General features: G+C 63.1%; 22 protein-coding genes and 3 pseudogenes. 20 read left to right on the plus strand and 5 right to left on the minus strand.

Annotation, left to right across the window (positions count from 1 at the left end):
- Positions 1-137 precede the first annotated feature (137 nt).
- Together BLW25_RS08920 and BLW25_RS08925 are read left to right on the plus strand one after the other, a co-directional pair.
- On the plus strand, positions 138-515 hold the full coding sequence (locus BLW25_RS08920) for a DUF1428 domain-containing protein (RefSeq protein ID WP_092898289.1): 378 nt from the start codon (positions 138-140) through the stop codon (positions 513-515).
- Between the two features lie 11 nt (positions 516-526).
- Positions 527-1,282: a VOC family protein gene (locus BLW25_RS08925; RefSeq protein ID WP_092898291.1), complete on the plus strand. Its 756-nt coding sequence runs from the start codon at positions 527-529 to the stop codon at positions 1,280-1,282.
- 777 nt (positions 1,283-2,059) lie between these two features.
- Here BLW25_RS08925 and BLW25_RS08935 read toward each other — a convergent pair.
- Positions 2,060-2,443: a transposase gene (locus tag BLW25_RS08935; RefSeq protein WP_092898295.1), complete on the minus strand. Its 384-nt coding sequence runs from the start codon at positions 2,441-2,443 to the stop codon at positions 2,060-2,062.
- Between the two features lie 2 nt (positions 2,444-2,445).
- Here BLW25_RS08935 and BLW25_RS23940 point away from each other — a divergent pair.
- Positions 2,446-2,553 (plus strand): annotated as a pseudogene (locus tag BLW25_RS23940) (IS5/IS1182 family transposase); the annotation flags it as partial.
- Positions 2,554-2,708: 155 nt separating this feature from the next.
- Here the strand turns inward: BLW25_RS23940 and BLW25_RS24645 are convergent.
- Together BLW25_RS24645 and BLW25_RS08945 are read right to left on the minus strand one after the other, a co-directional pair.
- Positions 2,709-4,685, minus strand: coding sequence for an OmpA family protein (locus BLW25_RS24645; RefSeq protein WP_092898297.1), 1,977 nt, complete (start codon positions 4,683-4,685; stop codon positions 2,709-2,711).
- 218 nt (positions 4,686-4,903) lie between these two features.
- Positions 4,904-5,830: a LysR family transcriptional regulator gene (locus tag BLW25_RS08945; RefSeq protein ID WP_253188322.1), complete on the minus strand. Its 927-nt coding sequence runs from the start codon at positions 5,828-5,830 to the stop codon at positions 4,904-4,906.
- Positions 5,831-5,924: 94 nt separating this feature from the next.
- Here BLW25_RS08945 and BLW25_RS08950 point away from each other — a divergent pair, with 94 nt between their 5' ends.
- The gene (locus BLW25_RS08950; protein WP_092898300.1) at positions 5,925-7,157 is read left to right on the plus strand and encodes an acyl-CoA dehydrogenase; all 1,233 of its coding nucleotides are present in this window, start codon (positions 5,925-5,927) and stop codon (positions 7,155-7,157) included.
- 321 nt (positions 7,158-7,478) lie between these two features.
- The gene (locus BLW25_RS08955) at positions 7,479-8,402 is read left to right on the plus strand and encodes a hypothetical protein (protein WP_092898302.1); all 924 of its coding nucleotides are present in this window, start codon (positions 7,479-7,481) and stop codon (positions 8,400-8,402) included.
- 70 nt (positions 8,403-8,472) lie between these two features.
- On the opposite strand, the gene BLW25_RS08960 is transcribed toward BLW25_RS08955, so the two are convergent.
- On the minus strand, positions 8,473-8,880 hold the full coding sequence (locus BLW25_RS08960) for a lysozyme inhibitor LprI family protein (protein WP_092898304.1): 408 nt from the start codon (positions 8,878-8,880) through the stop codon (positions 8,473-8,475).
- Positions 8,877-9,233 (minus strand): GFA family protein, encoded by a 357-nt coding sequence (locus BLW25_RS08965; protein ID WP_092898306.1) that lies wholly within the window; start codon positions 9,231-9,233, stop codon positions 8,877-8,879. The genes BLW25_RS08960 and BLW25_RS08965 overlap by 4 nt, the downstream gene beginning before the upstream one ends.
- Positions 9,234-9,313: 80 nt before the next feature.
- Between BLW25_RS08965 and pyrC the strand changes: the two genes are divergently transcribed.
- The 15 genes and pseudogenes from pyrC (at position 9,314) to purF (ending at position 24,815) form a co-directional block, all read left to right on the plus strand.
- Positions 9,314-10,357, plus strand: a complete 1,044-nt coding sequence (pyrC, locus tag BLW25_RS08970) for a dihydroorotase (RefSeq protein WP_092898308.1) — start codon at positions 9,314-9,316, stop codon at positions 10,355-10,357.
- Positions 10,358-10,457: 100 nt separating this feature from the next.
- Complete coding sequence (locus BLW25_RS08975) at positions 10,458-11,135, plus strand: orotate phosphoribosyltransferase (protein ID WP_092898310.1); 678 nt, start codon at positions 10,458-10,460, stop codon at positions 11,133-11,135.
- Between the two features lie 263 nt (positions 11,136-11,398).
- Positions 11,399-12,904: a replicative DNA helicase gene (locus tag BLW25_RS08980; RefSeq protein ID WP_092901775.1), complete on the plus strand. Its 1,506-nt coding sequence runs from the start codon at positions 11,399-11,401 to the stop codon at positions 12,902-12,904.
- Between the two features lie 177 nt (positions 12,905-13,081).
- Positions 13,082-14,131, plus strand: coding sequence for an alanine racemase (gene alr, locus BLW25_RS08985; protein ID WP_092898312.1), 1,050 nt, complete (start codon positions 13,082-13,084; stop codon positions 14,129-14,131).
- A 5-nt stretch (positions 14,132-14,136) separates the two neighbouring features.
- On the plus strand, positions 14,137-14,928 hold the full coding sequence (locus tag BLW25_RS08990) for an MlaE family ABC transporter permease (RefSeq protein WP_092898314.1): 792 nt from the start codon (positions 14,137-14,139) through the stop codon (positions 14,926-14,928).
- Complete coding sequence (locus tag BLW25_RS08995) at positions 14,925-15,671, plus strand: ABC transporter ATP-binding protein (RefSeq protein WP_092898316.1); 747 nt, start codon at positions 14,925-14,927, stop codon at positions 15,669-15,671. The genes BLW25_RS08990 and BLW25_RS08995 overlap by 4 nt, the downstream gene beginning before the upstream one ends.
- Positions 15,672-15,678: 7 nt before the next feature.
- Positions 15,679-16,056 (plus strand): hypothetical protein, encoded by a 378-nt coding sequence (locus tag BLW25_RS09000; protein WP_092898318.1) that lies wholly within the window; start codon positions 15,679-15,681, stop codon positions 16,054-16,056.
- 156 nt (positions 16,057-16,212) lie between these two features.
- A complete protein-coding gene (locus tag BLW25_RS09005) occupies positions 16,213-17,007 on the plus strand; it encodes a DNA repair protein (protein WP_253188323.1) in 795 nt (264 codons plus the stop codon).
- Between the two features lie 188 nt (positions 17,008-17,195).
- Positions 17,196-17,645 (plus strand): paraquat-inducible protein A, encoded by a 450-nt coding sequence (locus BLW25_RS09010; protein WP_253188325.1) that lies wholly within the window; start codon positions 17,196-17,198, stop codon positions 17,643-17,645.
- Positions 17,638-18,639 (plus strand): LLM class flavin-dependent oxidoreductase, encoded by a 1,002-nt coding sequence (locus tag BLW25_RS09015; protein WP_092898322.1) that lies wholly within the window; start codon positions 17,638-17,640, stop codon positions 18,637-18,639. Before BLW25_RS09010 ends, BLW25_RS09015 begins: the two co-directional genes overlap by 8 nt.
- A 208-nt stretch (positions 18,640-18,847) precedes the next feature.
- Positions 18,848-19,723 (plus strand): annotated as a pseudogene (locus BLW25_RS09020) (IS110 family transposase).
- Between the two features lie 318 nt (positions 19,724-20,041).
- Positions 20,042-21,011, plus strand: a pseudogene (locus BLW25_RS09025) (IS5 family transposase).
- A gap of 164 nt (positions 21,012-21,175) precedes the next feature.
- Positions 21,176-22,534, plus strand: a complete 1,359-nt coding sequence (gene radA, locus BLW25_RS09030) for a DNA repair protein RadA (RefSeq protein ID WP_092898324.1) — start codon at positions 21,176-21,178, stop codon at positions 22,532-22,534.
- A gap of 24 nt (positions 22,535-22,558) precedes the next feature.
- Complete coding sequence (locus BLW25_RS09035) at positions 22,559-23,218, plus strand: CvpA family protein (RefSeq protein ID WP_092898326.1); 660 nt, start codon at positions 22,559-22,561, stop codon at positions 23,216-23,218.
- A gap of 121 nt (positions 23,219-23,339) precedes the next feature.
- Positions 23,340-24,815 carry an amidophosphoribosyltransferase gene (gene purF, locus BLW25_RS09040; RefSeq protein ID WP_092898328.1) on the plus strand — a complete coding sequence of 492 codons (1,476 nt, stop codon included), beginning with the start codon at positions 23,340-23,342 and terminating at the stop codon, positions 24,813-24,815.
- Positions 24,816-24,879 lie beyond the last annotated feature (64 nt).

The following is a 24,879-nucleotide window of genomic DNA, read 5'->3' on the forward strand; positions in this document are numbered from 1 at the left end:
CTGCAGCCCCCCGGAGGAACAGACGAGCCGGTCATTTCCCGCTGCTTTCGGCCGTGTTTTGATATTCCGTTTGCGTTTCGGGGCGATCACCCGGAGCATATGCGGGAAATGCAAACTGTGATCCGGAGGAGTTGATCATGGCAAAGCAGACCCCAGGTTACATTGACGGCTTTCTGATCCCGGTCCGCAATGAGGATCGCGAGACCTACCGCGCCCATGAGGCGAAATGGTGGGGCGAGTTCAGGGCGCTCGGGGCGCTGTCCCTTGTGGCGGGCTGGGGGGATGAGGTGCCCCCGGGAAAGCAAACCGACTTTCTGCGCGCGGTAGATCTGCAGGACGGCGAAAGCGTGGTCTTTTGCTGGATGACCTGGCCCGATAAGGCGACCCGTGACAAGGCCTATGCTGCCATGGAGGCGCGGTCAAAAAGCGATCCCGACATGAAGCCCGAAGCCATGCCCTTTGACGGCAAGCGCATGGTCTATGGCGGCTTTGTGCCCCTTTTGGTCGAAGAATGAGGATCTGAGCCATGACATTGCAAGGAACCCCGTGCTGGTACGAGCTCTGCACCATGGATGCAGGGGCGGCACGCGACTTTTACGCTCCGCTGCTGGGCTGGACCTTCCAGGATGCCGGAATGGAGGGCTTTGACTATGGCCTTGCCACCAAAGACGGAGCGATGGTTGCCGGACTGATGACACCCGACAGCCCGATGCCGGAATTCTGGATGATCTATTTCGCGGTTGATCACTGCGATCATGTGGTCGCCAAAGCCAAAGCTCTCGGGGCCAATGTTCATCGCGCGCCAGAAGACATTCCCGGCACCGGCCGTTACGCGATCCTCGTCGACCCTCAGGGCGCGGTCTTCGGTCTGTTGCAGCCCGAAGACGGCACGCCCGGCCATGCCTTCGACCAGGCCAGATCCGGTCATGGCAACTGGATCGAGCTGCATTCTTCGGACCCTGAGGCCGGGTTCCAGTTCTACGCCGCCCTGCTTGGCTGGAGCGCGACCGATGCGATGGATATGGGGCCGGATGGCAAATATCAGCTTTTCTCGCATGATGGCCGCGATATTGGCGGCATGATGGGGATGCTGGGCATGGAGGGCGTGCCGCCGCACTGGCTGCCCTATTTCGGGGTGCCCGGGATTGATGCGGCGACGGCTGCGATCCCCTCGCTGGGGGGCAAGGTGCTGCATGGCCCGGTCGAAGTGCCGGGCGGCGCCTGGATCACCATGGCAAGCGACCCGCGCGGGGCGGGTTTTGCGGTCGTCGGGCCGCGATGAGGCATAAGCGCTGCCCTGTGGCCCCGTCCTGGCGGCATAGTTCCACATCAGGAGATCGTCGATCCGGCCTCTCCTGATGGCCATTGACGATGGCGGTGAGCGTGCCGGCCAGTAAGGCGTATGGATCGGCGCCGTTCCTCTTGCAGGTGTCGGCCATCGAGACGTTGACCGCCCGGTTTTCGGCCCCGGCGTCCAGGCCGGCGCGGAGGCATTTTGCAGTTCAGGGCGATGGGACGGATTGCGCGTTCGATAGAATTGCCGTCAGTTCCTGCGCGACTTTCAGTCAGCAAGAGGTCCCGGCCATCACGGTATTTGGCGAAACAGGCCAGGGCCTCACCGGGCGTTCCGGTAAAATCGCTGGCGTGGTGATGGCGCAGCCCTGCATGAGGACGGGGCAGGATCCGGACGGTGCGATCCTGGCGCGCGGTGAGGCGGATGGGGATCGCTGCCGCAAATCCCGGAATTGATGGCGCAGAGGTCGCGGATCTGGTCTAATTCAACAATCAAAGCTGCCCTTCTCTCTGGGGAGATGTGGTTATCGGATCCGGATTTTTACGATCATTTTCCCTTACTTTCATGGGTGTGTTCAAATTCTCCGAAGCCCTTGGGCACTCCCGGCGCCTGTATTGCCAGGATTGCCTCAGGGTTCCGAAAACCCTGCTGCCGCGTCAGCATAGCCCGAACGGCTCTGGCCATTTTACGGGCGGGTGCTATGCCGCCCGGCGGTCCGGGCTTTCTCTCCCACATGGACACAAGCCATTTGGTCTTTGTTTTCCCCTATCGCGTGGCGGCTGACACAACGGCCATCGCGCTGATGATCAACGGCCGGCGTATGTCACGCTGCGTCACTTTCGACATGCGGCCCATGACCTGTTGGCCGCCGGACGACCGCTGTCGAGGCCTCATGCCAAACCATGCTGCAAACTCGCAGCCGCGCCGCAAACCCTTGATGTTCGACGCCATGGTTTCGATCATCATGGCAGTAATCGGCCCGATCCCCGGCATGGTCTTTAAACGCCGCGCTGTGTCCGACCGATCCGAAACTGTTTTCAAACGATGTTCGAGGCCTTCGATCCTGGTCATCGACTGCCGGATCGGCATTGTTGCAGAAATCCCCATCGAGCAGGATTCACACGGGGCATCCATGTGGTTAGTCTTCATGCATAGCCTCACGCGATCCGGACCGTCAAACAGCCGAGGTGCAGATCCGCGTTGCGCTCATGAACCACTTCAATGCGCTCGGCACGGCGGAGATCATGCGCGTGGCGTGAGATCAGCGGGAAAAGGGGCACATCCTGTCAACGGCAGACTTTTGCAATACTGTGGATCGGATGAACAAAGACAAAAGCCGCGCTTTCAGCGCGGCTTTATCATTCAGATCAGGCCTTTATCAGACTTAGTCAGACCTTTGATCTGGTCATCTGTCTCAGCCCGCATTGCGCAGCAGCGGTGTGATCAGACGCACGAGAACCCGGCGATTGGCGCGCTCTGCCGCCTCGGTCCGGATCTTCAGCTCAGACTCCCCATAGCCCTGCACCACGAGGTTTTCCGGCGGAATGCCGAAATATTCAGTCAGCGCCAGTGCAAGGCTCTCTGCCCGCCGGTCCGACAACAGCAGATTAGAGCTCGCAGAGCCCACCGCGTCGGTATGGCCTTCGATCAGGAAGACATGGCCCGGGTTCGATGCAAGCAACTGCTGCATCAGCCGGCCAAGATCGGCAAGCTTCTTCGCCTCGGTCGCATTGATCACCGAAGAGCCGGTGTCAAAGGTGATGCTGTCCACTTCGACCGTCGCCGCCAGGGCCCGCACCTGAGGAATGTCACGCACCTGGCGCAGGCTGAATTTGCGGCCAAGGCCTTCAACCTCCAGCGCTGCCATTTCCGCCTTCAGCGCCGCGTTCTGGTCAGAGGTCGAGATCACAACCCGGTCCGGGCGCGGCTTGGGCAGCTGCGTCACGATGATCGGCTGCTCCGGCTCCAGATCGTTGATCAGAAGCACTTCCTGACCATATTGATCATAGGCGGCACGGCGCAGCACCCTGCCGGACGCGTCGCGGATCGTCACCACCTGGGTGCCATCGGCGCGGCTGACCACAGTGCGGGTCGAGCCGTCATTAAAGCTCTCGGTCTGGGTGCGCACGCCGGGACGGCGCAGCACGGCATCATCATCCTTATAGACGACGTAAGAGCCATCCGCATTCTCGACCACCACCCGGTCGCCGGAATTGCTGACAACGCGGCGTTCATCCTTCTTGCCGCCATTGATGATGGTGCCCACCGCCAGCGCGCCCAGCGCCAGCAGGCCGACCTTCTCAAGGTCCGAGAGGCCGGATTTCTTGCCTTTACCGACCGCGACCGGGGCGGCGGCAAATTCATTGACCGAAGTCCGGGTATTGGCTTCGGTGATGATCGCATCAACCACCGAAACGGGTGCAGCACCCGTCGCCGGAGTGGTCCCTTCCCCTGCGCCCGGCGCAGAAGTCGCCGTGTCCGTACCAGTTGCCTCGCCGGGAACATTCACCCCGCCCGGGACGCCTTCAAGGAAGGAAGCCGCCGCGACAGCGGGCACCGCGAGGGCTGTTGCATCCGCTTTCGTGCCAGACTCAGATTCCGCACCCGCATCGGCCTGTGCCTCCGGCATTCCGAGAATATCCGCGAGGCTGCTGACCGCCTTCTCTTCCGGCACCGGGACGTCGATCGCATTGGCGAGGTCCTCGGGGGAGACCTCTGCCTCAACGGCATCGGCCGGCTCAATCGCATCTGCAACATCCGCCGGCAAAGCAGGTTCAGGCGTTTCGATATCCGGGGTCGCAGCTTCGGCTTTCGCCGCTGCATCGCTGGCGGCTGCGGCACTGGCCTCTGCCGCTTCGGCCGCAGCTGTCTCAGCCGCAGCCTTGGCCTCCGCTGCCGCCTGAGCATCCGCCACTGCCTGAGCCTCTGCCGCTGCCTGAGCATCCGCTGCTGCCTGGGCCTCCGCCGCGGCCTGAGCCTCCGTCGCCGCCTTAGCTTCCGCCGCAGCCTGTGCTTCCGCCGCAGCCTGAGCTTCCGCTGCGGCCTGAGCCTCCGCCGCAGCCTGAGCCTCTGCCGCAGCCTGTGCTTCCGCCGCAGCCTGAGCCTCCGCCGCAGCTTGTGCCTCTGCCGCCGCCTGAGCCTCCGCCGCAGCCTGTGCTTCCGCCGCAGCCTGAGCCTCTGCCGCTGCCTGTGCTTCCGCCGCAGCCTGAGCTTCCGCCGCAGCCTGTGCCTCTGCCGCTGCCTGTGCTTCTGCTGCTGCCTGAGCCTCCGCCGCCTGAGCTTCTATCTCAGCCTGTGTCTCTGTCTCATTTTCCTGCGCATAGACCGGCAGCGTGTGGAACGAGCTCAGCGCGACCGAGAGTGCGGTCGAGGAGATGAGTAATTTGCGCATTGGTCTTCCTCTGAGATCCTGGCCCTGATGCTGACGCCGCGTCCCGGGGCCCTGCCGGCATCTTTGCCCACATAGAGCCCGAAACACTCTTCCGGATACTACTGCGGGCAATGCCCCGAACAAGCCCCGGGAATCGCGGTATCTTCAGCCTCTGACCCTGCACCGGACAGGGCGTGCTATGCGATAGCAACGCAGGTTCCGGAGCGGGGTTCCGCCTGTCATCGGATATCAGTCGCGCCCCCGGCGGCTCCCGGCCCCTCGCCCGTGCCGCCCCCTGCAGCAAGCCAGCGCCGAAACGAAGTAAGCGGCGCGCGTTCCGCGCGTGTGGCGGGCCAGACGAGGTAATAGGCGCCCGAGGCCGCGACCGGCCCGCCCCAGGCCGGCACAAGCCGCCCCGCAGCGAGATCCCCCGCCGCAAGAAAGGTCGGGAGCAGCGCCACCCCCATCCCATGCACTGCCGCCTGGGCCATAGTGGCGAACTGGTCGAACAGCATCGCGGGCGGGCGCTGACCCGGCAGATCATGGCAGCCGAACCAGCGCCCCCAATCCCCCATCCGGCTTTCCAGCTGCAAAAGTGGCAGCGCCAGCAGATCCGCCGCCCCGGTCAGCGGGCGCGTGATCAGCGAGGGCGCCGCCAGCGCGATCACCTCTTCCTCCATGAGTTTCATGTAATTCACGCCGGGCCAGTCTTCGCGGCCATAATGGATGGCGGCATCGAAAAAGGTGCCGTCGAAATCAAAGGGCCGAAGCCGGGTCGAGAGGTTCACCGTCACCTCCGGGTGACCGGCCGCAAACCCCGCGAGGCGTGGGGCCAGCCAATGCATGCCGAAGGCCGGCAGGATCGACAGATGCAGCGTGCCGCCCGACGGGTTCGCCCTGAGCGTCAGTGAGGCATCTGACAGCAATTTCATAGCCTTGCGCACCTCTGCCACATAATCCCGCGCGGCCGGTGTCAGAACCAGCCGCTGGCGTTCGCGCGTGACAAGGGGCGCGCCAAGCTGCCCCTCGAGAAGCTGGATCTGCCGTGAAACCGCACCCTGGGTCAGCGACAGTTCGGCCGCCGCCGCCGAGGCTGTGCCCAGCCGCTCCAGCGCCTCAAGCGCGGCAAGCGAAGCGATTGACGGCAGATAGCGACGCGGCAGCATATGAGTTTTCCTCATGATCCGGTGACAGAGTTTCGATACCCTGACCGCGCCCTTCCATGCAATATGGCAGCAGATGATTCCGGAGGATCAGCCCATGTCAGATGCCAGCAGCACACGCCCGAAACTGAAAGCCAAGGATGCGCCGGACCTTTCGCGCTTTGACTGGGAGGACCCCTTCCGTCTCGAAGACCAGCTTTCGGAGGAAGAGCGCGCCATTCGCGACGCCGCCCGCGCCTATGCCGATGGCAAGCTGCAGCCCCGCGTGATTGAAGCCTTCCGCAATGAGGAAACCGACCCGTCGATCTTCCGCGAAATGGGCGAGATGGGCCTTCTCGGCGTGACCATCCCCGAGGAATATGGCGGGCTTGGCGCCTCTTATGTGTCTTATGGCCTCGTCGCGCGCGAGGTCGAACGCATCGACAGCGGCTATCGTTCAATGATGTCGGTGCAGTCGAGCCTCGTCATGTACCCGATCTACGCCTACGGGTCCGAAGAGCAGCGCCGGAAATACCTGCCGAAACTGGCCTCGGGCGAATGGATCGGTTGTTTCGGCCTGACCGAACCCGATGCCGGGTCCGACCCCGCCGGCATGAAGACCACCGCGAAGAAAACCGCGAATGGCTATGTGCTCAACGGGTCCAAAATGTGGATCTCGAACGCGCCGATCGCCGATGTTTTCGTGGTCTGGGCGAAATCCGAGGCGCATGGCGGCAAGATCCGTGGCTTCGTGCTCGACAAGGGCAGCAAAGGCCTGACGGCGCCGAAGGTGGGGGGCAAGATCTCCCTGCGGGCATCGATCACCGGCGAAATCGTGATGGATCAGGTTGAGGTCGGCGAGGATGCGCTGCTGCCGCATGTCGAAGGTCTGAAAGGGCCGTTCGGCTGCCTTAACCGCGCGCGCTACGGCATTTCCTGGGGCGTGCTGGGGGCTGCGGAATTCTGCCTCCATGCCGCGCGCCAATATGGGCTGGACCGCAAGCAATTCGGCAAACCCATTGCCCAGACACAGCTTTACCAGCTGAAACTGGCGAATATGCTGACGCAGATCAGCCTTGGTCTGCAGGCCAGCCTTCGCGTCGGGCGGCTGCTGGACGAGGCCAATGCCGCGCCCGAGATGATCTCGCTGATCAAGCGCAACAATTGCGGCATCGCGCTGGAAGCCGCCCGCCACGCCCGCGACATGCATGGCGGCAATGGCATTTCCGAAGAATTCCAGGTCATCCGCCATATGGTGAACCTTGAAACCGTCAACACTTATGAGGGCACACATGACATCCATGCGCTGATCCTTGGCCGCGCCATCACCGGGCTGCAGGCGTTTTTCTGATCCCGGCGCTGCCGCGTCAGTGACATCAAAGGGCGGATCCTGACGGATCTGCCCTTTTCATTTGCCTTCTCCCGGCGCGACAGGACCTGCCCTGCGACCTGCGCGTCACATTGCGCAGCCGTCAGACAACAGATTGTTCACGAATGCAGAGTTCACATTCCGGCGTGATCCCTTGCAGCAACCGTCCCGACTGCCGATACTCGACAGCACGTGGTTCGCTGTGATGCCTGCGGCGTCGCAATGGCCTGACCCTTCGCCAGACCTGAGCCAGATATCCCGGCCAGACCCGACAAAATGCAGCTTAATGCTACAGGAGTGACGATGTCCTTCCCCGACAGTGCCGACAACTTTCCGGCACATCCCGGCACTGAATGGCTGGCGGCGATGGAACGTGTCGCTGATGAGGATGGCTATCTCGATCCGCTTGGCCCGAACCACTGGGCGTTTTTTGCCGAAACCGGCACGACATTGCTGGTCACCTTTGAACGTGCCGAACAGATCGAGGCCAATGACGGCAATATGCCCGCGGCATGGGATCTCGCGAAACGCAATGGCTGGTCGCTGCTGTGCCTGATCGCGCGCGGCGAGACCTTCTGGCGCGCGCCCGAGGTCTGGGGTTACTTCGACCGCCTCGTCGATGACGCCTTTTTTGACGATTTCGACCAGGTGCTGTTTTACGGCTCGGGCGCGGCAGGCTACGCCGCCGCCTCTTATGTCGTGGCAGCCCCCGGGGCCCGGGCGCTTTTGCTGGCGCCGCGCGCGACGCTCGCCCCCGATATCGCGGGCTGGGACCGTCGTCACCTGGAGCAGCGGCGCCTCGATTTCACCAGCCGCTACGGCTATGCCCCCGACATGACCGAAGGGGCCGGGCATGTCTGGCTGATCCATGATCCGCTTTCGCCCGGCGATAACGCCCATGCGGCGCTGTTCCGGCGCAGCTGGACCACCATACTCCATACCCGCTGGGGCGGCGAGCAACCCGAGCGCAGCATGCCCGCCGGGGTTCTCGATCAGGTGATCCAGGCGGCGATGGCCGGCACCCTGACCCCGACCGATTTCGCCAGGCTCTGGCGCGCGCGCCGCCGGTCACCGGCCTGGGTGCGCTCTCTCCTGACCGCCATTTCGGCCAAGGGCGATCGCAAACGGCAGATCCGCGTGTTGCGTCAGGTTCTGTCTGAACAGCAGTTCCCGCGATTCGAGCGGCGCCTCGCAGCACTCCTCGCGCAAGAAGAGACCGAAGGCTGAGATCTGAGCCACCGGCTCAGATCTCAGCCTTCAGACTGGGCCCGGATGACCGGCCCGCCGGCAGACCCTGTCAGTGCTCGCCTGCTTCGATAAGCCCCACGAGGTCTTCGGTCCTTGCCTCGGTCAGCCGCGCCTTACAGCCATAGACAAGCAACGGCTCTGCACTGCCGCCGCGCATCGCGTAGCCCTCGGCGGCACAGGCGGAATCGCGATAGGTGATCCAGGCGCGCTGTGCCGCGCGCAGCTCTGCCGGCCCGCCCTTCAGCGCCTCGGGCAGATCCGCGTCCCATGCCTGCAACTGCGCCATCGCCTCTTTATATCGCTGGTTCAGCAGCACATCCGCCGCCTGCCATTCCGCAGCGGCGCATTCGTTCAGATCGGCCTGCACCATGGCAGTCGCGCAATCGGCATTCTGCGCCGCCGCCTGCCCGGCCTGCCCCGCCAGAGCCATCAGAACAATCAGTGCGAATCGTGTCATCTCGACGCTCCATCCACCAGTTTCGCCTGCGCCGCCAGCGCATGGCCATCCACGCCGTCAAGGCAGCGCGCATTCACCGCCACAATCTCGCTGCCATCCGGCATCGCGCCGAGGGAATAGCTTTGCACCCCGCAGGTCTTACAGAAGTAATGCCGGATGACGTGATCATGGAAAAGATATTCCGTGCTGGCGCCGGCGCCCTTTTCCAGCGCAAAACCGGCCGCAGGCGCGAAAACCAGCACCGCGCCGATCCGGCTGCATCGCGAGCAATTGCAGATCAGCGGCGCCTCCAGCGAGACATCGACACTGTAGCGCACGGCCCCGCACTGACATCCGCCCATATGGCTGGCCATTGGATTCCCTCCTCTGCGATCCCTCCCGATCCTGACGGAAGTCTCTGGCAAAGACACGCGGTTTCGGCTAGCTGCGGGGTATGGAAAACAGCTTTGAGATCCGCCGCCCCGATGACTGGCATCTGCATCTGCGCGATGGCGCGATGCTGAAGGGCGTGCTGCCTGAAACCGCGCGCGATTTCGCCCGCGCAATCATCATGCCCAACCTGGTGCCGCCCGTTGTGACCGCGAAAGACGCAAGCGCTTACCGCGACCGCATCCTGAGCGCCCTGCCCGAAGGCATGGCGTTCGAGCCGCTGATGACCCTTTACCTGACCGAGGAAACCGACCCCGCCGATGTGGCGCAGGCGGCGGCTTCGGGGCTGATCAAAGCGGTCAAGCTCTACCCTGCGGGCGCCACGACCAATTCTCATTCCGGCGTGCGGAATTTCGATAAGGTCATGCCGGTGCTTGAGAAAATGGCAGGGATCGGCCTGCCGCTCTGCACCCATGGCGAAGTGACAACGGCCGAGGTCGATATTTTCGACCGCGAGGCGGTGTTCATCGACACGGTACTGGATCCGCTGCGCAAACGTCTGCCGGAGCTGCGGGTGGTGATGGAGCATATCACCACCGAAGAAGGTGTCGCCTATGCGGGCGAAGGTGGAGAGACGCTGGCGGCCACGATCACCACGCATCACCTGATCATCAATCGCAACCATATCCTCGTGGGCGGGATCAAACCGCATTACTATTGCCTGCCGGTCGCCAAACGCGAGAAACACCGCCAGGCTTTGCGCCGTGCCGCCACTTCGGGCAGCCCGCGCTATTTCCTAGGCACCGATTCCGCGCCCCATATCGACGCGCTGAAAGAACATGCCTGCGGCTGCGCCGGCTGTTTCACCGCGACGAATACGATGCCGCTCCTCGCGCATGTCTTCGAAGAAGAAAACGCGCTCGACCGGCTCGAGGCCTTCGCCTCGCTGAATGGCCCCGCTTTCTACCGGCTGCCGGTCAATGAGGCGAAGCTGCGTCTCACCAAACGCGATGCCCCCACCACTTTCCCGGAAAAAATCGAAACCGGCGCTGGCCCGGTTACCGTCTTCAACCCCGGCTTCCCCGTCCACTGGTCGGTCGAAAACTGACTTCCTCCTGATCTGAATATTCCCGCCGGAGGCACCTCTGGCCAGTCGGGGAAGCCCCGCGGGAGTATTTTCTCAGAAGGACGCTGCAAAGGAGCAAAGAATGATCCCCGCCGCCTTCCCGTCGAAAGAAGAGATCGCCCGTCTCACCGCCCGCGCCTTCCTGGAAATCGGCGCGGTGCATTTCAATGCGCGCGAACCCTTTACCCTGGCCTCCGGCCTGCCCTCGCCGACCTATATCGACTGCCGCAAGCTGATCTCCTATCCGCGCATCCGCTCGATGCTGATGGATTTCATGGCAGTGACCGTGATGCGCGAGGCCGGGTTCGAGGCATTCGACAATATCGCAGGCGGCGAGACGGCGGGCATTCCTTTTGCGGCGCTGGTGGCCGAGCGGCTCGCGCTGCCGATGACCTATGTGCGCAAGAAGCCGAAAGGCTATGGGCGCAATGCCCGGATTGAAGGCACCATGACCGAGGGGCAGCGCGTGCTGCTGGTCGAAGACCTGACCACCGATGGCGGCTCGAAACTCAGTTTTGTCGATGCGATCCGCGAGACAGGCGCCACCTGCAACCATACGACCGTGATCTTCTATTACGGCATTTTCAAAGAGACCGAGGCGCGGCTGGCCGAACATGGCGTCAGCCTGTCCTGGCTCTGCACCTGGTGGGATATGCTGGCCGAGGCGAAAGCTCAGGGCTCCTTCGACCAGGAAACGCTGGAGGGTGTCGAAGACTTCCTCAATGACCCGCGTGGCTGGCAGGCGGCCCGCGCGAAGTAGAGCGGGAAACCGCCGGGCTGGCCCGGGACGCGGATAATATTTCAGTATTCCGCCCCCCGGCCCCGCCGAGGCCCACATACGAATCGCGAAACCTGTCTTTCCTCCAGACAGGATACGCAAGATATGGTATGCTCAGGCTCAGATACCCCAGGCCACTCTGCCAGAGCAGGCTTATCCTGTCACTTTTCCACAGACCTGTGCAGCGGTTGCTCTGACGCGCCCTGACAGGCTAAAGCTGATCCCTTAATGGGGCGCAGGTGATCATGAACGAAGTCGCGAAAATCCGCAGCGATCTGCCGGCGCCGGCCGTGACAGAGGCGCTGCCGCAGAATATCGAAGCCGAGCAGCAGCTGCTCGGTGCGATCCTCGTCAATAATGACATTTATGACCGCATCGCCAGTGTGGTGAAGACCGAGCATTTCTACGACCCGGTGCATCGCCGCATCTTTGACATCGCCGCCTCGCGGATCCAGAGGAATGCCCTGGCCTCGCCGGTAACGCTGAAGGCGTTTCTCGAAGAGGATGAGGGGCTGAAAGAGCTCGGCGGTGCCGCCTATCTGGTGCGCCTGGCGGGTGCCGCGATCTCGGCCTTTGCGGCCCGCGACTATGCGCAGATGATCTATGATCTGGCAGTGCGGCGTGAGCTGATCCAGCTCGGCAAGGACATCGCCGACCGCGCCGGCAAGATCGATATCGACTCCGAGCCGCGCGCCCAGATCACCGAGGCCGAACAGCGGCTTTACAAGCTGGGCGAACAGGGGGTAGCCGAGCGCGGCTTCCAGAGCTTCCTCAAGGCCGCAACCGATGCGGTCAATGTGGCGAATGCCGCCTATCAGCGTGGTGGCGGTCTGGCAGGGATTTCGACCGGGCTGGTCGATCTCGACAAGAAGATGGGCGGGCTGCATGAGAGCGACCTGATCATCCTCGCCGGGCGCCCCTCGATGGGAAAAACCTCGCTTGCGACCAATATCGCCTTCAACGTGGCCAAGGCCTATAAGCGCGGCCGCAAGCCCGACGGGCATGAGGGCGCGGTCGAGGGCGGTGTGGTCGGCTTCTTCTCGCTCGAGATGTCGGCCGAGCAGCTGGCAGCGCGGATCCTCTCCGAGGCCTCCGAGGTTCCGTCGGAACAGATCCGGCGCGGCGATATGACCGAGCCCGAGTTCCGCCGCTTCGTCGACGCCGCGAAATCGCTGGAGAGCTGCCCGCTTTATATCGACGACACGCCGGCGCTGCCGATCAGCCAGGTCGCAGCGCGGGCGCGGCGGCTGAAGCGGACGCATGGGCTGGATGTGCTGATGATCGACTACCTGCAGCTTCTGAAGGGCTCGTCGAAAAGCTCAGAGGCGAACCGGGTCCAGGAGGTCTCCGAAATCACGCAAGGCCTGAAGGCCATCGCCAAAGAACTGAACGTGCCGGTGATCGCGCTGTCACAGCTGTCGCGCCAGGTGGAGAGCCGGGAAGACAAGCGGCCGCAGCTCTCGGATCTGCGGGAATCCGGCTCGATCGAGCAGGACGCGGATGTGGTGATGTTCGTCTATCGCGAGGAATATTACAAAGAACGCGAAAAACCCGGCGATCATGAGCTGGAGAAAATGGCGGCCTGGCAGCAGATCATGGAACAATGCCATGGCAAGGCAGAAGTCATCCTCGGCAAGCAGCGCCACGGGCCGATCGGTTCGGTGGAACTCTCCTTCGAGGGCCGTTTCACCCGCTTTGGCAACCTCGCCCGGCCCTGGGATGGCGGCGCCGGCCCGGATGGGGGCTTTTGATGGCTGAGGGCGCAGAGGGGGCTCTGCCCCCTCACCCCCGGGATATTTAAGGACAGATGAAAGACAATGCCGATTTCATCTGTCCTTAAGTATCCCCGCCGGAGGCTCCCTGCCTGACCAGAGGCGCCGCGATTTCCCCCTTGACCCCAGATTTCCAGATGCCAGGAAGTTATCCTCATGGCCACATCGTCCCTCACCATTGATCTCGACGCCATCGCCGCCAACTGGCGCGCGCTGGACCGTCTTTCCGCGCCCGAAGTGCAGACCGCTGCCGTGGTCAAAGCCGATGCTTACGGTCTGGGCGCTGGCAAGGTGGCGCGGGCACTGGCCTGGGCCGGGGCACGGCGGTTCTTTGTCGCGGCCGCCGAAGAAGGCGCGGCGGTGCGTCAGGCGCTTGGACCCGGACCGCAGATCAATATTCTCTCGGGTCATATGGCCGGCGACACCGAGATGCTCAATGATCTTGAGCTGACGCCGATGCTCAACAGCCTCGAGCAGATCACCCGCCATCTGGAGGCGTTGCCGGGCCATCCGTTCGGGGTGCAGCTCGACAGCGGGATGAACCGGCTCGGTGTTGAGCCGGTGGAATGGCAGGCGGTGGCGCCGATCATCATCGAGGCCGGCCCGGTCATGCTGATGAGCCATCTCGCCTGCGCCGACGAGCCGGACCATCCCATGAACCAGGCGCAGCTGGAGGCCTTCCATGAGATGACCGATGGCACCGGCCTGCCGCGCAGCTTTGCTGCCACGGGGGGCATCCTGCTGGGGCCGAAATATCATTTTGACCTGACCCGCGCCGGGATCGGGCTTTATGGCGGGCGGCCGTTTGAGATGGCCGAACGCGTTGTCACCCTGTCTTTGCCGGTGATCCAGACCCGCGATGTGATGCCCGGCGAAGTGGTCGGCTATGCCGCCTCATGGGAGCCGGAAATGCCCTCGGTCATCGCCACGGTGGCTGCCGGCTATGCCGACGGGCTGCCGCGCAGGCTTTCGAACAATGCGGTCTTGTGGGATGGCGACACACCCTGCCCGCTGATCGGCCGGGTTTCAATGGATCTGATCACCGTCGATGTCACCCATCTGAAAGAGATCCCGAAAAGCCTCGACATTCTCGGCCAGCATCAGTCGGTAGATGATCTGGCCGATGCGGCCGGCACCATCGGCTATGAGATCCTTACCGGGCTCGGCAAGCGCTACAGCCGCCGTTATCTCGAGACGCGCGGGTGACGGGGATGCTGAACGGACGGCCGGCGGCGTTTCTGGCGGCACTCGGGCGGCCGGTGCTGGAGCTGCTTGCAGCGATCGGGCGGGTGGCGCTTTTCGCGATGGTGGCGGTGAGCCACATCTTCCGGCCGCCGTTTTACTGGCGCGAATTTGGCCAGGCGGTGATGCAGATCGGCTGGTTCTCGCTGCCGGTTGTGGGCATGACCGCGATTTTCACCGGCGGCGCGCTGGCGCTTCAGATCTATGCCGGCGGCAACCGTTTCGGGGCCGAGGCGGTGGTGCCGCAGATCGTCGCCATTGGCATGGCGCGCGAGCTTGGCCCGGTTTTAGGCGGGCTGATGGTGGCGGCACGGGTGGCCTCGTCCATCGCCGCCGAGATCGGCACGATGAAAGTCACCGAACAGATCGATGCCCTGACCACGCTTTCGACCGATCCGATGAAATATCTGACCGTGCCGCGTCTGCTGGCTGCGGTGCTGACGCTGCCGGTGCTGGTCGCGGTTGGTGATTCCATCGGGATCATGGGCGGCTGGCTTGTGGGCGTGACGCGGCTTGATTTCAACTCGGCCACCTATATCAGGAACACAGTCGATTTCCTGCAGGTCTGGGATATTGGCTCGGGCCTCGTGAAGGGTGCGGTCTTTGGCTTCATCGTGGCGCTGATGGGCTGCTGGCATGGGATGAATTCGGGGCGTGGCGCCCAGGGCGTGGGGGCTGCGACCAAATCTGCCGTGGTCTCGGCCTCGGTGCTGATCCTCGCCGCCAATTACCTGCTTACAGAGGCCTTCTTCTCGGCATGATAGAGCTCAGCGGCGTATATAAGGCCTTTGGCAGCAACCAGGTCCTGAACGGCGTCGATCTGAGCATCGCGCGCGGCGAGAGCATGGTGATCATCGGGGGCTCGGGCACCGGCAAATCGGTGATGCTGAAATCGGTACTGGGGCTGGTCAAGCCGGATCGCGGCACGATCACGCTCGACGGCCAGGATGTGGCGCGTCACGAGCGCGACGCCTTTCTGGCGCGGTTCGGGATGCTGTTCCAGGGCGCGGCTTTGTTCGATTCGATGCCGGTCTGGGAGAATGTCGCCTTCCGCCTGCTGCGCGGCAGCCTGAAACGCCCCAAACGCGAGGCGCGGGAAATCGCGATCGAGAAACTGCGCCGCGTGGGTCTTGGCCCCCAGGTCGCCGACCTCTTCCCGGCCGAGCTCTCGGGCGGCATGCAAAAGCGCGTCGGCCTCGCCCGCGCCATTGCCGCCAATCCGGAGATCATCTTCTTCGATGAGCCGACCACTGGTCTCGACCCGATCATGTCGGGGGTGATCAATGAGCTGATCCGCGAGATCGTGCGTGAGATGGGCGCGACCGCAATGACAATCACCCATGACATGACCAGCGTGCGCGCCATTGCCGACAAGGTCGCGATGCTGCATGGAGGCATCGTACGCTGGACAGGGTCTGTCACTGAAATGGACCAGACATCAGACCCTTACGTGCAACAGTTCATTCATGGTCGCGCCGAAGGCCCGATCCCTTCCCTGCGCTGAGGCTGTGATGGAAAGCGACTTTCTCAACCGGCTCCTGACGCCGTCGCCGGTGATGCAATGGCTCTTGCTGCTTTTCCCGGCGGTGGTTCTGGTGGCCGGGCTGACGGGGATACGGCGGCGCCATAACGGCGCGTTCCGCCTGACGGGTCTTGCGCTGATCACGCTGGTATGGCTGGCGCTGCCGCTGCATTTCGCCGATCCGTCGGGCCATGCTGTATCGGTGCTGGTCTCGACCCTGCTATGGGTCTCGGTGCTGGCCGCCTGGGGCGCCCATGTCTGGAACCGCTGGCCCAGCCCGGTCTGGGCACATGGCTGGGTGGTGTCACACCTGGTGACCATCGTGATCGCCTGTCTGGTGGCGCTGGTGCGCGCGCTGTCGCACTGAGCCAAGCACAACCACACCGCGCAGAACGTTGACAGGATGGAAACAGTCCCGGATTTCCACAGGATTCAGTTTCTCACTCACCCGTAAATTCTGGTTTTTCCTTGCAAATTTAAGATGTTCAGCCTTTGCCTGAAAAGGCCGTAACGGGGGTTGGGCATGTTTTCAGATGATCGCGCAGCTTTGCGCAGGGTTTTAGCTGCCGGCCAGGTCTGTGCCCATGCCGCGATTTTCGGGGCCTGCCTGATCCTGATTGGGGCCAGCCTTTTCGCAGCCCTCGGCTGGAGCGCCTGGCCGGAAGTCGCATTGTCGCTGGGTGGCGCGCCGGTTGCCAATGCAGGCATGTGGCTGCAGATCGGCCTGACCGCGCTGCTGGCGATGCTGGTCTTCTGGTTGCCCGCAAACAGCCGCATGGCGCGGCTCGAGGCCGGGCATCGCAGCTTTGCGATGGGCGTCTCGGATGTCGCCCGCGCCTATCGGATGTCGCATGAGGCGGACCGCAGCGGGCTCTTCGGTCTGTCTGCGGAATTCGATTCGATCCGCGCGCGGATGGAAGAACTGCGCCGACACCCCGATTTCGCCGGGCTGGAGCCGGAGCTGCTGCAGCTCGCGGCACAGATGAGCCATGAGACCCGTGCCCTGGCCCAGACCTATTCCGACGCAAAAGTGGCGCGGGCAAAAGGCTTCCTGGAACAGCGCCAGCAGGAAATCGATGCGCTGAACGAGCGGCTGCGGCTCGCGCGCGGCATCTGCGACGAAATGCGCCGCTGGCTTGCCGCTATTGAGGCCGAGGAACACCAGGCCAGGACCCAGCTGAAACGGCTCGAGGCCGATCTGCGCGAGATCCTGCCCGGGCTCGGCTATGCCGTCGATATCGAAGAACGTGGCGAGCCCGAAGGCAACGTCGTGACCCTGCCGAAACCCGGCCCCTTCCGGCCAGATCCCCGCAGCTGAACGCCTCTGACAGATTGCGGAAGCCTCCGGCGGGGATATTTAAGAGACAGATGAAATCAGCGCAGCGCAGTTCTTTTCATCTGTCTCTTAAATATCCCCGGGGGGGACCGGCGGAGCCGGGCCGGGGGCAGCGCCCCCCTCTTCCGCGCTCCCCTTGACCTCGCCCCGAGCGGATGCAAGCTGCCGCCATGCGCTGGCTCAATCTCTCGCTTCTGGTTCTCTTCCCCATCGCCTGGTTCGCACCGCTGATGCGCGCGGCCTTGCTGCCGCTGTTCGGCATGGATGAGATATCCGTCATCACCGGGTTGCAAACGCTCTGGGGCACGGATCCCGCCCTTGCCTTGCTGGTGACCTTTCTTGCGGTGTTTGCGCCCTATCTCAAAACCATCGGACTTGCGCTTTTACAGTTTGACCTGCTTTCCCGCGCCGTGTTGCCGGTGCTGCAGTTCCTTGGCAAGCTGGCCATGGCGGATGTTTTCCTGATCGCGCTTTATATCCTGGTCGCAAAAGGCGCCGGCTGGGTCACAATAGAAACCGCCTGGGGCCTCTGGCTTTTCACCCTTTGCGTGCTTACCTCGATCCTGATCGCCTGGGATGCCGGGCGCATTCCCGGCACGGAGAGACCTGCAAATGACTGACAATATTCCACTTTCCCTTCTTGATCTTGTCCGGGTGCGCGAGGGATTTGATGCGGGCAACGCGCTGTCCGAGGCCCAGAGCATTGCGACCGTTGCGGACAGGCTGGGCTATCATCGCTATTGGGTGGCCGAGCATCACAATATGGAAAGCATTGCCTCGGCCGCGACTGCGGTGGTGCTGGCCCATGCCGGGCAGCACACCAGGCGGATCCGGATCGGATCGGGCGGGATCATGTTGCCCAACCATTCACCCTATATCATTGCCGAGCAATTCGGCACGCTGGCATCGCTTTTTCCAGGCCGCGTCGATCTGGGCCTTGGTCGCGCGCCGGGAACCGATCAGGCGACGCTGCGCGCCATCCGCACCCCGGCCGGAGCCGCCGAACGCTTCCCGCAAGAGGTGATGGAGCTGATGCACTGGTTCGCGCCTGCCGATGAGCCGGGCTATATCCGTGCCTGGCCCGCCGCCGGAACCGAGGTGGATTTCTGGATCCTCGGCTCGTCTGAATTCGGTGCCATGCTGGCGGCAGAACTGGGCCTGCCCTATGGGTTCGCCTCGCATTTCGCGCCAGATTACCTTGATGAGGCGCTGCATATCTACCGCTCACGTTTCAAACCATCGGCGCAACGGAACACGCCCTATGCCATGGTCGGCGTCAATGTGATCTGCGCTGAGACCAGTGCCGAGGCCCGCCGCCTCTTCACAACAGCTCAGATGAGCTTCACCGGTATTTTCCGTGGCGCGCGCGGCCTGTCGCAGCCACCGATCGACGATATCAGCACCTATTGGAACATCCGCGAGGAAAGCCAGGTCTCGCGGATGCTGGGTTGCACTGTGGTCGGCACGCCCGATGAGGTGAAAGCCGGGCTTGCCGCCCTTCAGACCCGCACCAAAGCGGATGAATTCATCATCGTCTCGGATATCTGGGACCCCGCCGCACGGCGCCGCTCGCTGGAACTGACCGCAAAGGCCTGGGGGCTGCCGGCCGTCTGACGGGTTGCCCGGTCTCCTCTGGCCGGGCGGCGGAAGCCTTCGGCGGAGCCATTCAGAGGCTACCACGCGGTTTTTGGATTTCAGATTGGCATGTTTACCCATCTGATCGCCGCGAGGTGATCCACAGATTGGCGTTGATGATGTAACCGCCCCCGACGGCATCGACGTGCCAAGGTGGGATCGCAACACTCCATTCTGGGAGGCGGTCATGTCGGAGATTACCATTGTCGGACTCGATCTGGCGAAGAATGTATATCAAGCCCACGGCGCTGATGCTCGCGGCGCCGCCGTGCTCCGAAAGAAGCTGCGGCGCGCGTAGGTGTTGGCTTTCTTCGCGACGCTGCCGCCTTGTTTGGTGGCGATGGAAGCTTGCGGAGGCGCGCATTTCCGGGCGAGGGAACTGGTCAAGCCTGGCCATGACGTCAGGCTCATTCCGCCCGCCTATGTGAAGCCGTTCGTCAAACGTCAGAAAAACGATGCGAACGATGCCGAGGCGATTTGCGAGACGGCATAGCGTCCGAGCATGCGTTTTGTCCCTATCAAGACCGAGAAAACGCAGGGCGCGGCCAGCGTCTTTCGCGTCCGGGCGCTGTTGATCCGACAGCGGACCCAGGCAATCAACGCCCTGCGCGGACATCTGGGCGAATATGGTCATGTCGTGCCTCAAGGCGTGAGGAACGTGAGCCGGTTGATCGCACTGATCGAAAGCGAGGCTTCGGACCTGCCCGCCACGGCGCGGGCCTCACTGGGGCCGCCTCCGGAGGTCTTTCGCAAGGGGCGCGACTTTGCCGCCTGGCTCGGCTTCACCCTGCGGCAGCATTCGACGGGCGGGAAGCAGGGGTTGGAGGCTACAACCAGGATGGGCGAACGCTCCCTGAGGAGGCTGCTGATCATCGGCGCCAACAGCTTCATCATCAAACGGCACTGCCATGCTGCGGCACAACCGGGCACCTGGCTCGGTAACATGCTGACGCGCAAGCCACCGATGTTGGTCAGGGTGGCATTGGCCAATAAGATAGCACGGATCGTCTGGGCGATCCTGAAGACGAATGAGGTCTGCCGGGCTCCGGCCATGGCGGCATAAACCCCGTCAGCGGTCGCGAGACGTCGGAGCGGAGGAGGGCTGAGAGCAGTCTGGCGCAACGGTCGTGAGACGGGGTCAGGAGAACCAGTTATGCAACACGCGCCTTTGAGCACGCGGCGTTGATTTGGACCTGATCCGAGAACACCATACGGGCCCGCGGCATGGAGACGGCCGCATCATGAGGCCGGATACATGTCAGCATCCGACACCGCGCAGAACAGCTCTGAAAACACTCTGGCGCAAGGGGCGTTTATACATATGCACTATCCGGTCGGTTCACGGATTCATGTTTTTGAGTCAGCGGGGCAGATTGGCGCCATGAGCAAGTCGATCCCTCTTTTCCGCACGACGAACTGGTTCAGTTACAGCCAGGCTCTGAAGCGGCGCGGGGCACTGATGGTTTGGTTTGACCCGGAGATGTAGTGGTTCGCGGCGCCGAACGGTAAGCCGGGTCATCCTGAGAGGTTCTCGGCGGTGGCCATCCCGTTTTGCCTCTCGCTCAAGGTGCTGTTCGGGCTGCCGTACGGCAAACGACGGGGTTCGTGGAGAGCCTTCTGGCACTGGCCGGGCTCGACTGGCCGGCGCCCTTCGTCGGGCGATCCTTCCACTGGAAGGATCGCTGATCCTCCTCAGTACATGACGCTCTGCCGTCGGCAGAAGCACCTGAGGGTGCAGATCCCATATCCTGCGGCGTCCGGACCGCAGCATCTGCTGGTTGACATCGAGCCGGTAAGCGCCACCGGTTCAAGCGAACCGGTGAGGTCGCATCAAGTTCTCGGGCGAAGGCGCGTGGCAGGTCCGTAAACACGGGGCCAGCCGCCGCAGGCAATGGCACAAGATCCACATTGGCATTGACGCTGATACTCTGGAAGTGTGGGCCGTGGAGATGTCCAACAACCGTATAGGGGACGCCTGGTATTGCCGGATCTTCTGGCACAGATCTCCGCGGAAGAACAGATCAGCAGCGTTACCGCCGATGGCATCTACAACACCAAAGGCTGTCACACCACCATCGCGGCACTGGGTGCAGATGCAACGTCGGGCATTCTCTTGAACCAGTGACGTTCATGCCCTCCACCCGCCACGCCGGAATGCCCGGAACTGGAAGAAATTGTCCGGATATCACCGACAAAGTCGTGTGGAGGCCAAAATGAGATGCCTCAAACTTCTGGGAGAGCGCATCATGGCGAAAGACTTCGACAGGCAGAATACAGAGGTCCAAATCCGCATCGCACTCATGAACCGCTTCACATCACACGGAACGCCCGAGACCGTACGCACGCGCTGACGATAGCCGGGAAAGGGACACGCCCGGCCTCAATCCGAATAGCACAACAAAGCCTCGCCAGACCTTTTCATCTGTCTCTAAATATCCCCGGGGGTGAGGCCCTGAAAGGGCCGAGGGGGCTGCCCCCTCTTGCCCCCGCCTGCCCCGCCATGCGAGGTCAGAGCATGAGCAAATCCGCCCCCTCCTTCACCTGCACCGCCTGCGGCGCGAATTCGCGCAAATGGGCCGGACGCTGCGATGCCTGTGGCGCCTGGAATTCGATCATCGAGGAGGCGCCGCTCTCCTCAGGTCCGAAACCGCTGGGCCCCAGGGGCAAGCAGGTCGCTCTGACGGATCTTGCGACGGAAGAAGCCCCGCCGCCCCGCGCCACTTCGGGCATATCCGAACTGGATCTGGTGCTGGGAGGCGGCCTGGTGCCGGCCTCGGCCATTCTGGTCGGCGGCGATCCGGGGATCGGGAAATCGACGCTTCTGTTGCAGGCCGCCGCCAGTTTCGCGAAGACCGGGCTGAAATGCATTTATATCTCCGGCGAGGAGGCGGCAGCCCAGGTCCGGATGCGGGCGCAGCGCCTTGGTCTCACCGATGCGCCGGTCATGCTCGGGACCGAGACCAGTCTGAGAGACATCCTCACCACGCTGGATGCCGAACGCCCCGGCCTTGCCATTATCGATTCGATCCAGACCATGTGGCTCGACTCGGTCGCGGCGGCGCCAGGCTCGGTCTCGCAGGTTCGTGCCGCCGCGCATGAGCTGGTGAACTTCGCCAAACGGTGCGGCGTCGCCATCATCATCGTGGGCCATGTCACCAAAGAGGGCCAGATCGCCGGCCCGCGTGTGGTCGAACATATGGTCGATACCGTGCTGTATTTCGAAGGCGAGCGCGGCCATCAGTTCCGCATCTTACGCGCCGTCAAGAACCGCTTTGGCGCCTCGGACGAGATCGGCGTTTTCGAGATGACCGGCCGGGGGCTTTCCGAAGTCACCAACCCTTCGGCGCTGTTTCTCGCGAACCGCGATGCGCCCGCCCCCGGTTCCGCTGTCTTCGCCGGGATCGAAGGCACAAGGCCTGTCCTGACCGAGATCCAGGCCCTTGTCGCGCCCTCACCTCTGGGCACGCCGCGCCGCACAGTGGTCGGGCTTGATTCGGGCAGGCTCTCGACCATCCTCGCTGTGCTCGAGGCGCGGGTCGGCATCCCTTTCACCGGGCTTGATGTTTTTCTCAATGTCGCGGGCGGCATGCGCGTGACCGAGCCTGCCGCCGATCTGGCCGTTGCCGCCGCCCTCTTATCGGCGCGCGAAGATGTGGCAATCCCGCGTGACATGGTGCTTTTCGGGGAAATCTCGCTCTCGGGCGCGCTGCGTCCGGTATCCCAGACCGAAAACAGGTTGAAAGAAGCGGCGAAACTTGGTTTCACACAGGCGGCACTGCCCAAGGGATCGAAACCCGGCGCGCAGGGTGGGTTGAAACTGCGCGAAATGGCCGATCTCACGGCCTTTACGGGCGAGATGTTCGGGGCGGGCTGAGGCGCGTCCGGCAGGAGAGAGCGAATGGACAATTTCACCTGGGTCGATGGCGGCGCGGCCCTGATCATCCTGCTCTCGGCGGTTCTCGCCTATTCGCGTGGCCTTGTCCGCGAAGGCATGGCGATTGTCGGCTGGATCGGCGCCGCCATCGTGGCCTTCATCTTCGCGCCCTCGGCCATGCCCATCGTGCGCGAGATCCCGATGGTCGGCCAGTTCCTCGCCGACAGCTGCGAATTGTCGGTGGTGGCTTCCTTTGCGGCGGTCTTTGCCATCGGCCTGATCGTGGCGGCTTTGTTCACGCCCCTGTTCTCGTCGATTGTGCAGCGCTCGGCGCTTGGCGGCATCGACCAGGCGCTTGGCTTCGTCTTTGGTGTGGCGCGCGGCGTGCTGCTCATCGCAGTCGCCTTCATCGTCTATGACCGCGCTTTGGCGAATCACTCCATCACCGCGATCGACAATTCCCGCACCGCCAAGGTCTTCGCGAATTTCCAGGCATCGATCGACAATGCGATCCCCACCGATGCGCCTGGCTGGATCGTGGCACGCTATAATGACCTGACCAATGTATGTTCGGCCGAAACCGCCCAGCCGGTGACGCAGCCGCCCGCAAATGGCGAAACCACGCCCGGACAGGACCCGGCAGCGGCCCCCGTTCCTGCCCCCGTTCCGGCCCCGGCCCCCTGATCCGCGCCGGCTGTGCATTTGCGCAGCGCCCGACCTGCAACATATGCATGACAACGGGGGGTGACTCTGGCACTCTCAGCGACTACATCAGCCGCGAAGAAGCAGCCGGATCGGAGGCCAGATGCGCCGTTTTCCCGCCCACCCGTTTGAACCCCTGAATGACTGGGACAAGCTGAAGGAAGAATGCGGGATTTTCGGGGTCATTGGCCTCGCCGATGCCGCGAATTTCGTGGCGCTCGGGCTGCATGCCCTGCAGCATCGCGGCCAGGAGGCCGGTGGCATCGTCACCTATGAGGCCGAGACCGGTTTCCATTCCGAACGCCGTTTCGGCTATGTGCGTGATAAATTCACCTCTTCTGCCGTGATGAACCTGCTGCCGGGCGATCTGGGCATCGGCCATGTGCGCTATTCCACCGCCGGATCGAAAGGCACCGCCCAGATCCGCGATGTGCAGCCCTTCTTCGGCGAATTCGCCATTGGTGGCTGCGCCATTGCCCATAACGGCAACCTGACCAATGCAGCACGGCTGAGAAAAGACCTGATCGCGCGCGGCGCCATCTTCCAGTCTTCCTCTGATTCGGAATGCATCATCCATCTGATGGCGCGCTCCCTGCAGAAAACCCAGGCCGAACGTCTGAAAGACGCGCTGCGTCTGGTCGAAGGCGCGTTTTCCGTCATCGCCATGACCCGTACGAAACTGATGGGGGTACGCGACGCGCTCGGCGTGCGCCCGCTGGTGCTGGGCCGCCTGGGCGAGGGTTATGTGCTGGCCTCGGAAACCTGTGCGCTCGACATCATCGGCGCCGAATTCATCCGCGAGATCGAACCGGGCGAGATGGTCGTGATCGAAAACGGTCATATCGAAAGCTCGCGCCCCTTCCCGCATGCCAAAGGCCGCTCCTGCATCTTTGAACAGGTCTATTTCTCGCGCCCCGACAGCATCGTCGGTGGCCGGTCAGTCTATGAGACCCGCCGCCAGATCGGCGTGGAACTCGCGCTGGAATCTCCGGTCGATGCCGATCTCGTCTGCCCGGTGCCGGACAGCGGCACGCCCGCCGCCATCGGCTTCGCCGCGCAGTCCGGCATCCCTTTCGGCCTCGGCATCACCCGCAACCAGTATATGGGCCGCACTTTCATCGAACCGACCGAGCAGATCCGCAATATGGGGGTCCGCCTCAAGCTCAACGTCAACCGCGCTTTGATCCGTGGTAAACGCGTGATCCTTGTCGACGATTCGGTCGTGCGTGGCACCACGTCGCGCAAGATCAAAGACATGATCCTCGACGCCGGCGCCGCCGAGGTGCATTTCCGCATCGCATCCCCCCCGACCGCCTGGCCCTGTTTCTACGGCGTCGACACGCCTGAACGCTCGAAGCTCCTCGCTGCCACCATGACCGAAGACGAGATGCGCGACTGGATCGGCGTCGACAGTCTGAAATTCATCTCGCTGGACGGGCTCTACCGGGCGGCAGGCGAGGCAAAGGGCCGCGACAATCGCAGCCCGCAATATTGCGATGCCTGCTTCTCCGGCGAATATCCGGTCATCCCCGCCGACAAGCTGGATGAAGGTTTCGAGATGAAAACCGCCGCCGAATAACGCAGGCAGGACAGAGGCGCGGCCCCCGGCCGCATCCTCGCTGCCCCTTTTCATCTGTCCAGAA

The sequence above is a fragment of the Rhodobacter sp. 24-YEA-8 genome (genome assembly GCF_900105075.1).
Taxonomy (GTDB): Bacteria; Pseudomonadota; Alphaproteobacteria; order Rhodobacterales; family Rhodobacteraceae; genus Pseudogemmobacter.

Bases quoted from the DNA above. Each gene is read 5' to 3' on its own strand.
- BLW25_RS08990 (WP_092898314.1), top strand. From the start codon at position 14,137: ATGCTGAACGGACGGCCGGCGGCGTTTCTGGCGGCACTCGGGCGGCCG.
- BLW25_RS08975 (WP_092898310.1), top strand. From the start codon at position 10,458: ATGATCCCCGCCGCCTTCCCGTCGAAAGAAGAGATCGCCCGTCTCACC.
- BLW25_RS09000 (WP_092898318.1), top strand. From the start codon at position 15,679: ATGGAAAGCGACTTTCTCAACCGGCTCCTGACGCCGTCGCCGGTGATG.
- pyrC (WP_092898308.1), top strand. From the start codon at position 9,314: ATGGAAAACAGCTTTGAGATCCGCCGCCCCGATGACTGGCATCTGCAT.
- BLW25_RS08965 (WP_092898306.1), bottom strand. From the start codon at position 9,233: ATGGCCAGCCATATGGGCGGATGTCAGTGCGGGGCCGTGCGCTACAGT.
- BLW25_RS09015 (WP_092898322.1), top strand. From the start codon at position 17,638: ATGACTGACAATATTCCACTTTCCCTTCTTGATCTTGTCCGGGTGCGC.
- BLW25_RS09035 (WP_092898326.1), top strand. From the start codon at position 22,559: ATGGACAATTTCACCTGGGTCGATGGCGGCGCGGCCCTGATCATCCTG.
- BLW25_RS08925 (WP_092898291.1), top strand. From the start codon at position 527: ATGACATTGCAAGGAACCCCGTGCTGGTACGAGCTCTGCACCATGGAT.
- BLW25_RS09010 (WP_253188325.1), top strand. From the start codon at position 17,196: ATGCGCTGGCTCAATCTCTCGCTTCTGGTTCTCTTCCCCATCGCCTGG.
- alr (WP_092898312.1), top strand. From the start codon at position 13,082: ATGGCCACATCGTCCCTCACCATTGATCTCGACGCCATCGCCGCCAAC.
- BLW25_RS24645 (WP_092898297.1), bottom strand. From the start codon at position 4,685: ATGCGCAAATTACTCATCTCCTCGACCGCACTCTCGGTCGCGCTGAGC.
- BLW25_RS08950 (WP_092898300.1), top strand. From the start codon at position 5,925: ATGTCAGATGCCAGCAGCACACGCCCGAAACTGAAAGCCAAGGATGCG.
- BLW25_RS08980 (WP_092901775.1), top strand. From the start codon at position 11,399: ATGAACGAAGTCGCGAAAATCCGCAGCGATCTGCCGGCGCCGGCCGTG.
- BLW25_RS08920 (WP_092898289.1), top strand. From the start codon at position 138: ATGGCAAAGCAGACCCCAGGTTACATTGACGGCTTTCTGATCCCGGTC.
- purF (WP_092898328.1), top strand. From the start codon at position 23,340: ATGCGCCGTTTTCCCGCCCACCCGTTTGAACCCCTGAATGACTGGGAC.
- BLW25_RS08955 (WP_092898302.1), top strand. From the start codon at position 7,479: ATGTCCTTCCCCGACAGTGCCGACAACTTTCCGGCACATCCCGGCACT.
- BLW25_RS08935 (WP_092898295.1), bottom strand. From the start codon at position 2,443: ATGAAGACTAACCACATGGATGCCCCGTGTGAATCCTGCTCGATGGGG.
- BLW25_RS08945 (WP_253188322.1), bottom strand. From the start codon at position 5,830: ATGCTGCCGCGTCGCTATCTGCCGTCAATCGCTTCGCTTGCCGCGCTT.
- radA (WP_092898324.1), top strand. From the start codon at position 21,176: ATGAGCAAATCCGCCCCCTCCTTCACCTGCACCGCCTGCGGCGCGAAT.
- BLW25_RS09005 (WP_253188323.1), top strand. From the start codon at position 16,213: ATGTTTTCAGATGATCGCGCAGCTTTGCGCAGGGTTTTAGCTGCCGGC.
- BLW25_RS08995 (WP_092898316.1), top strand. From the start codon at position 14,925: ATGATAGAGCTCAGCGGCGTATATAAGGCCTTTGGCAGCAACCAGGTC.
- BLW25_RS08960 (WP_092898304.1), bottom strand. From the start codon at position 8,880: ATGACACGATTCGCACTGATTGTTCTGATGGCTCTGGCGGGGCAGGCC.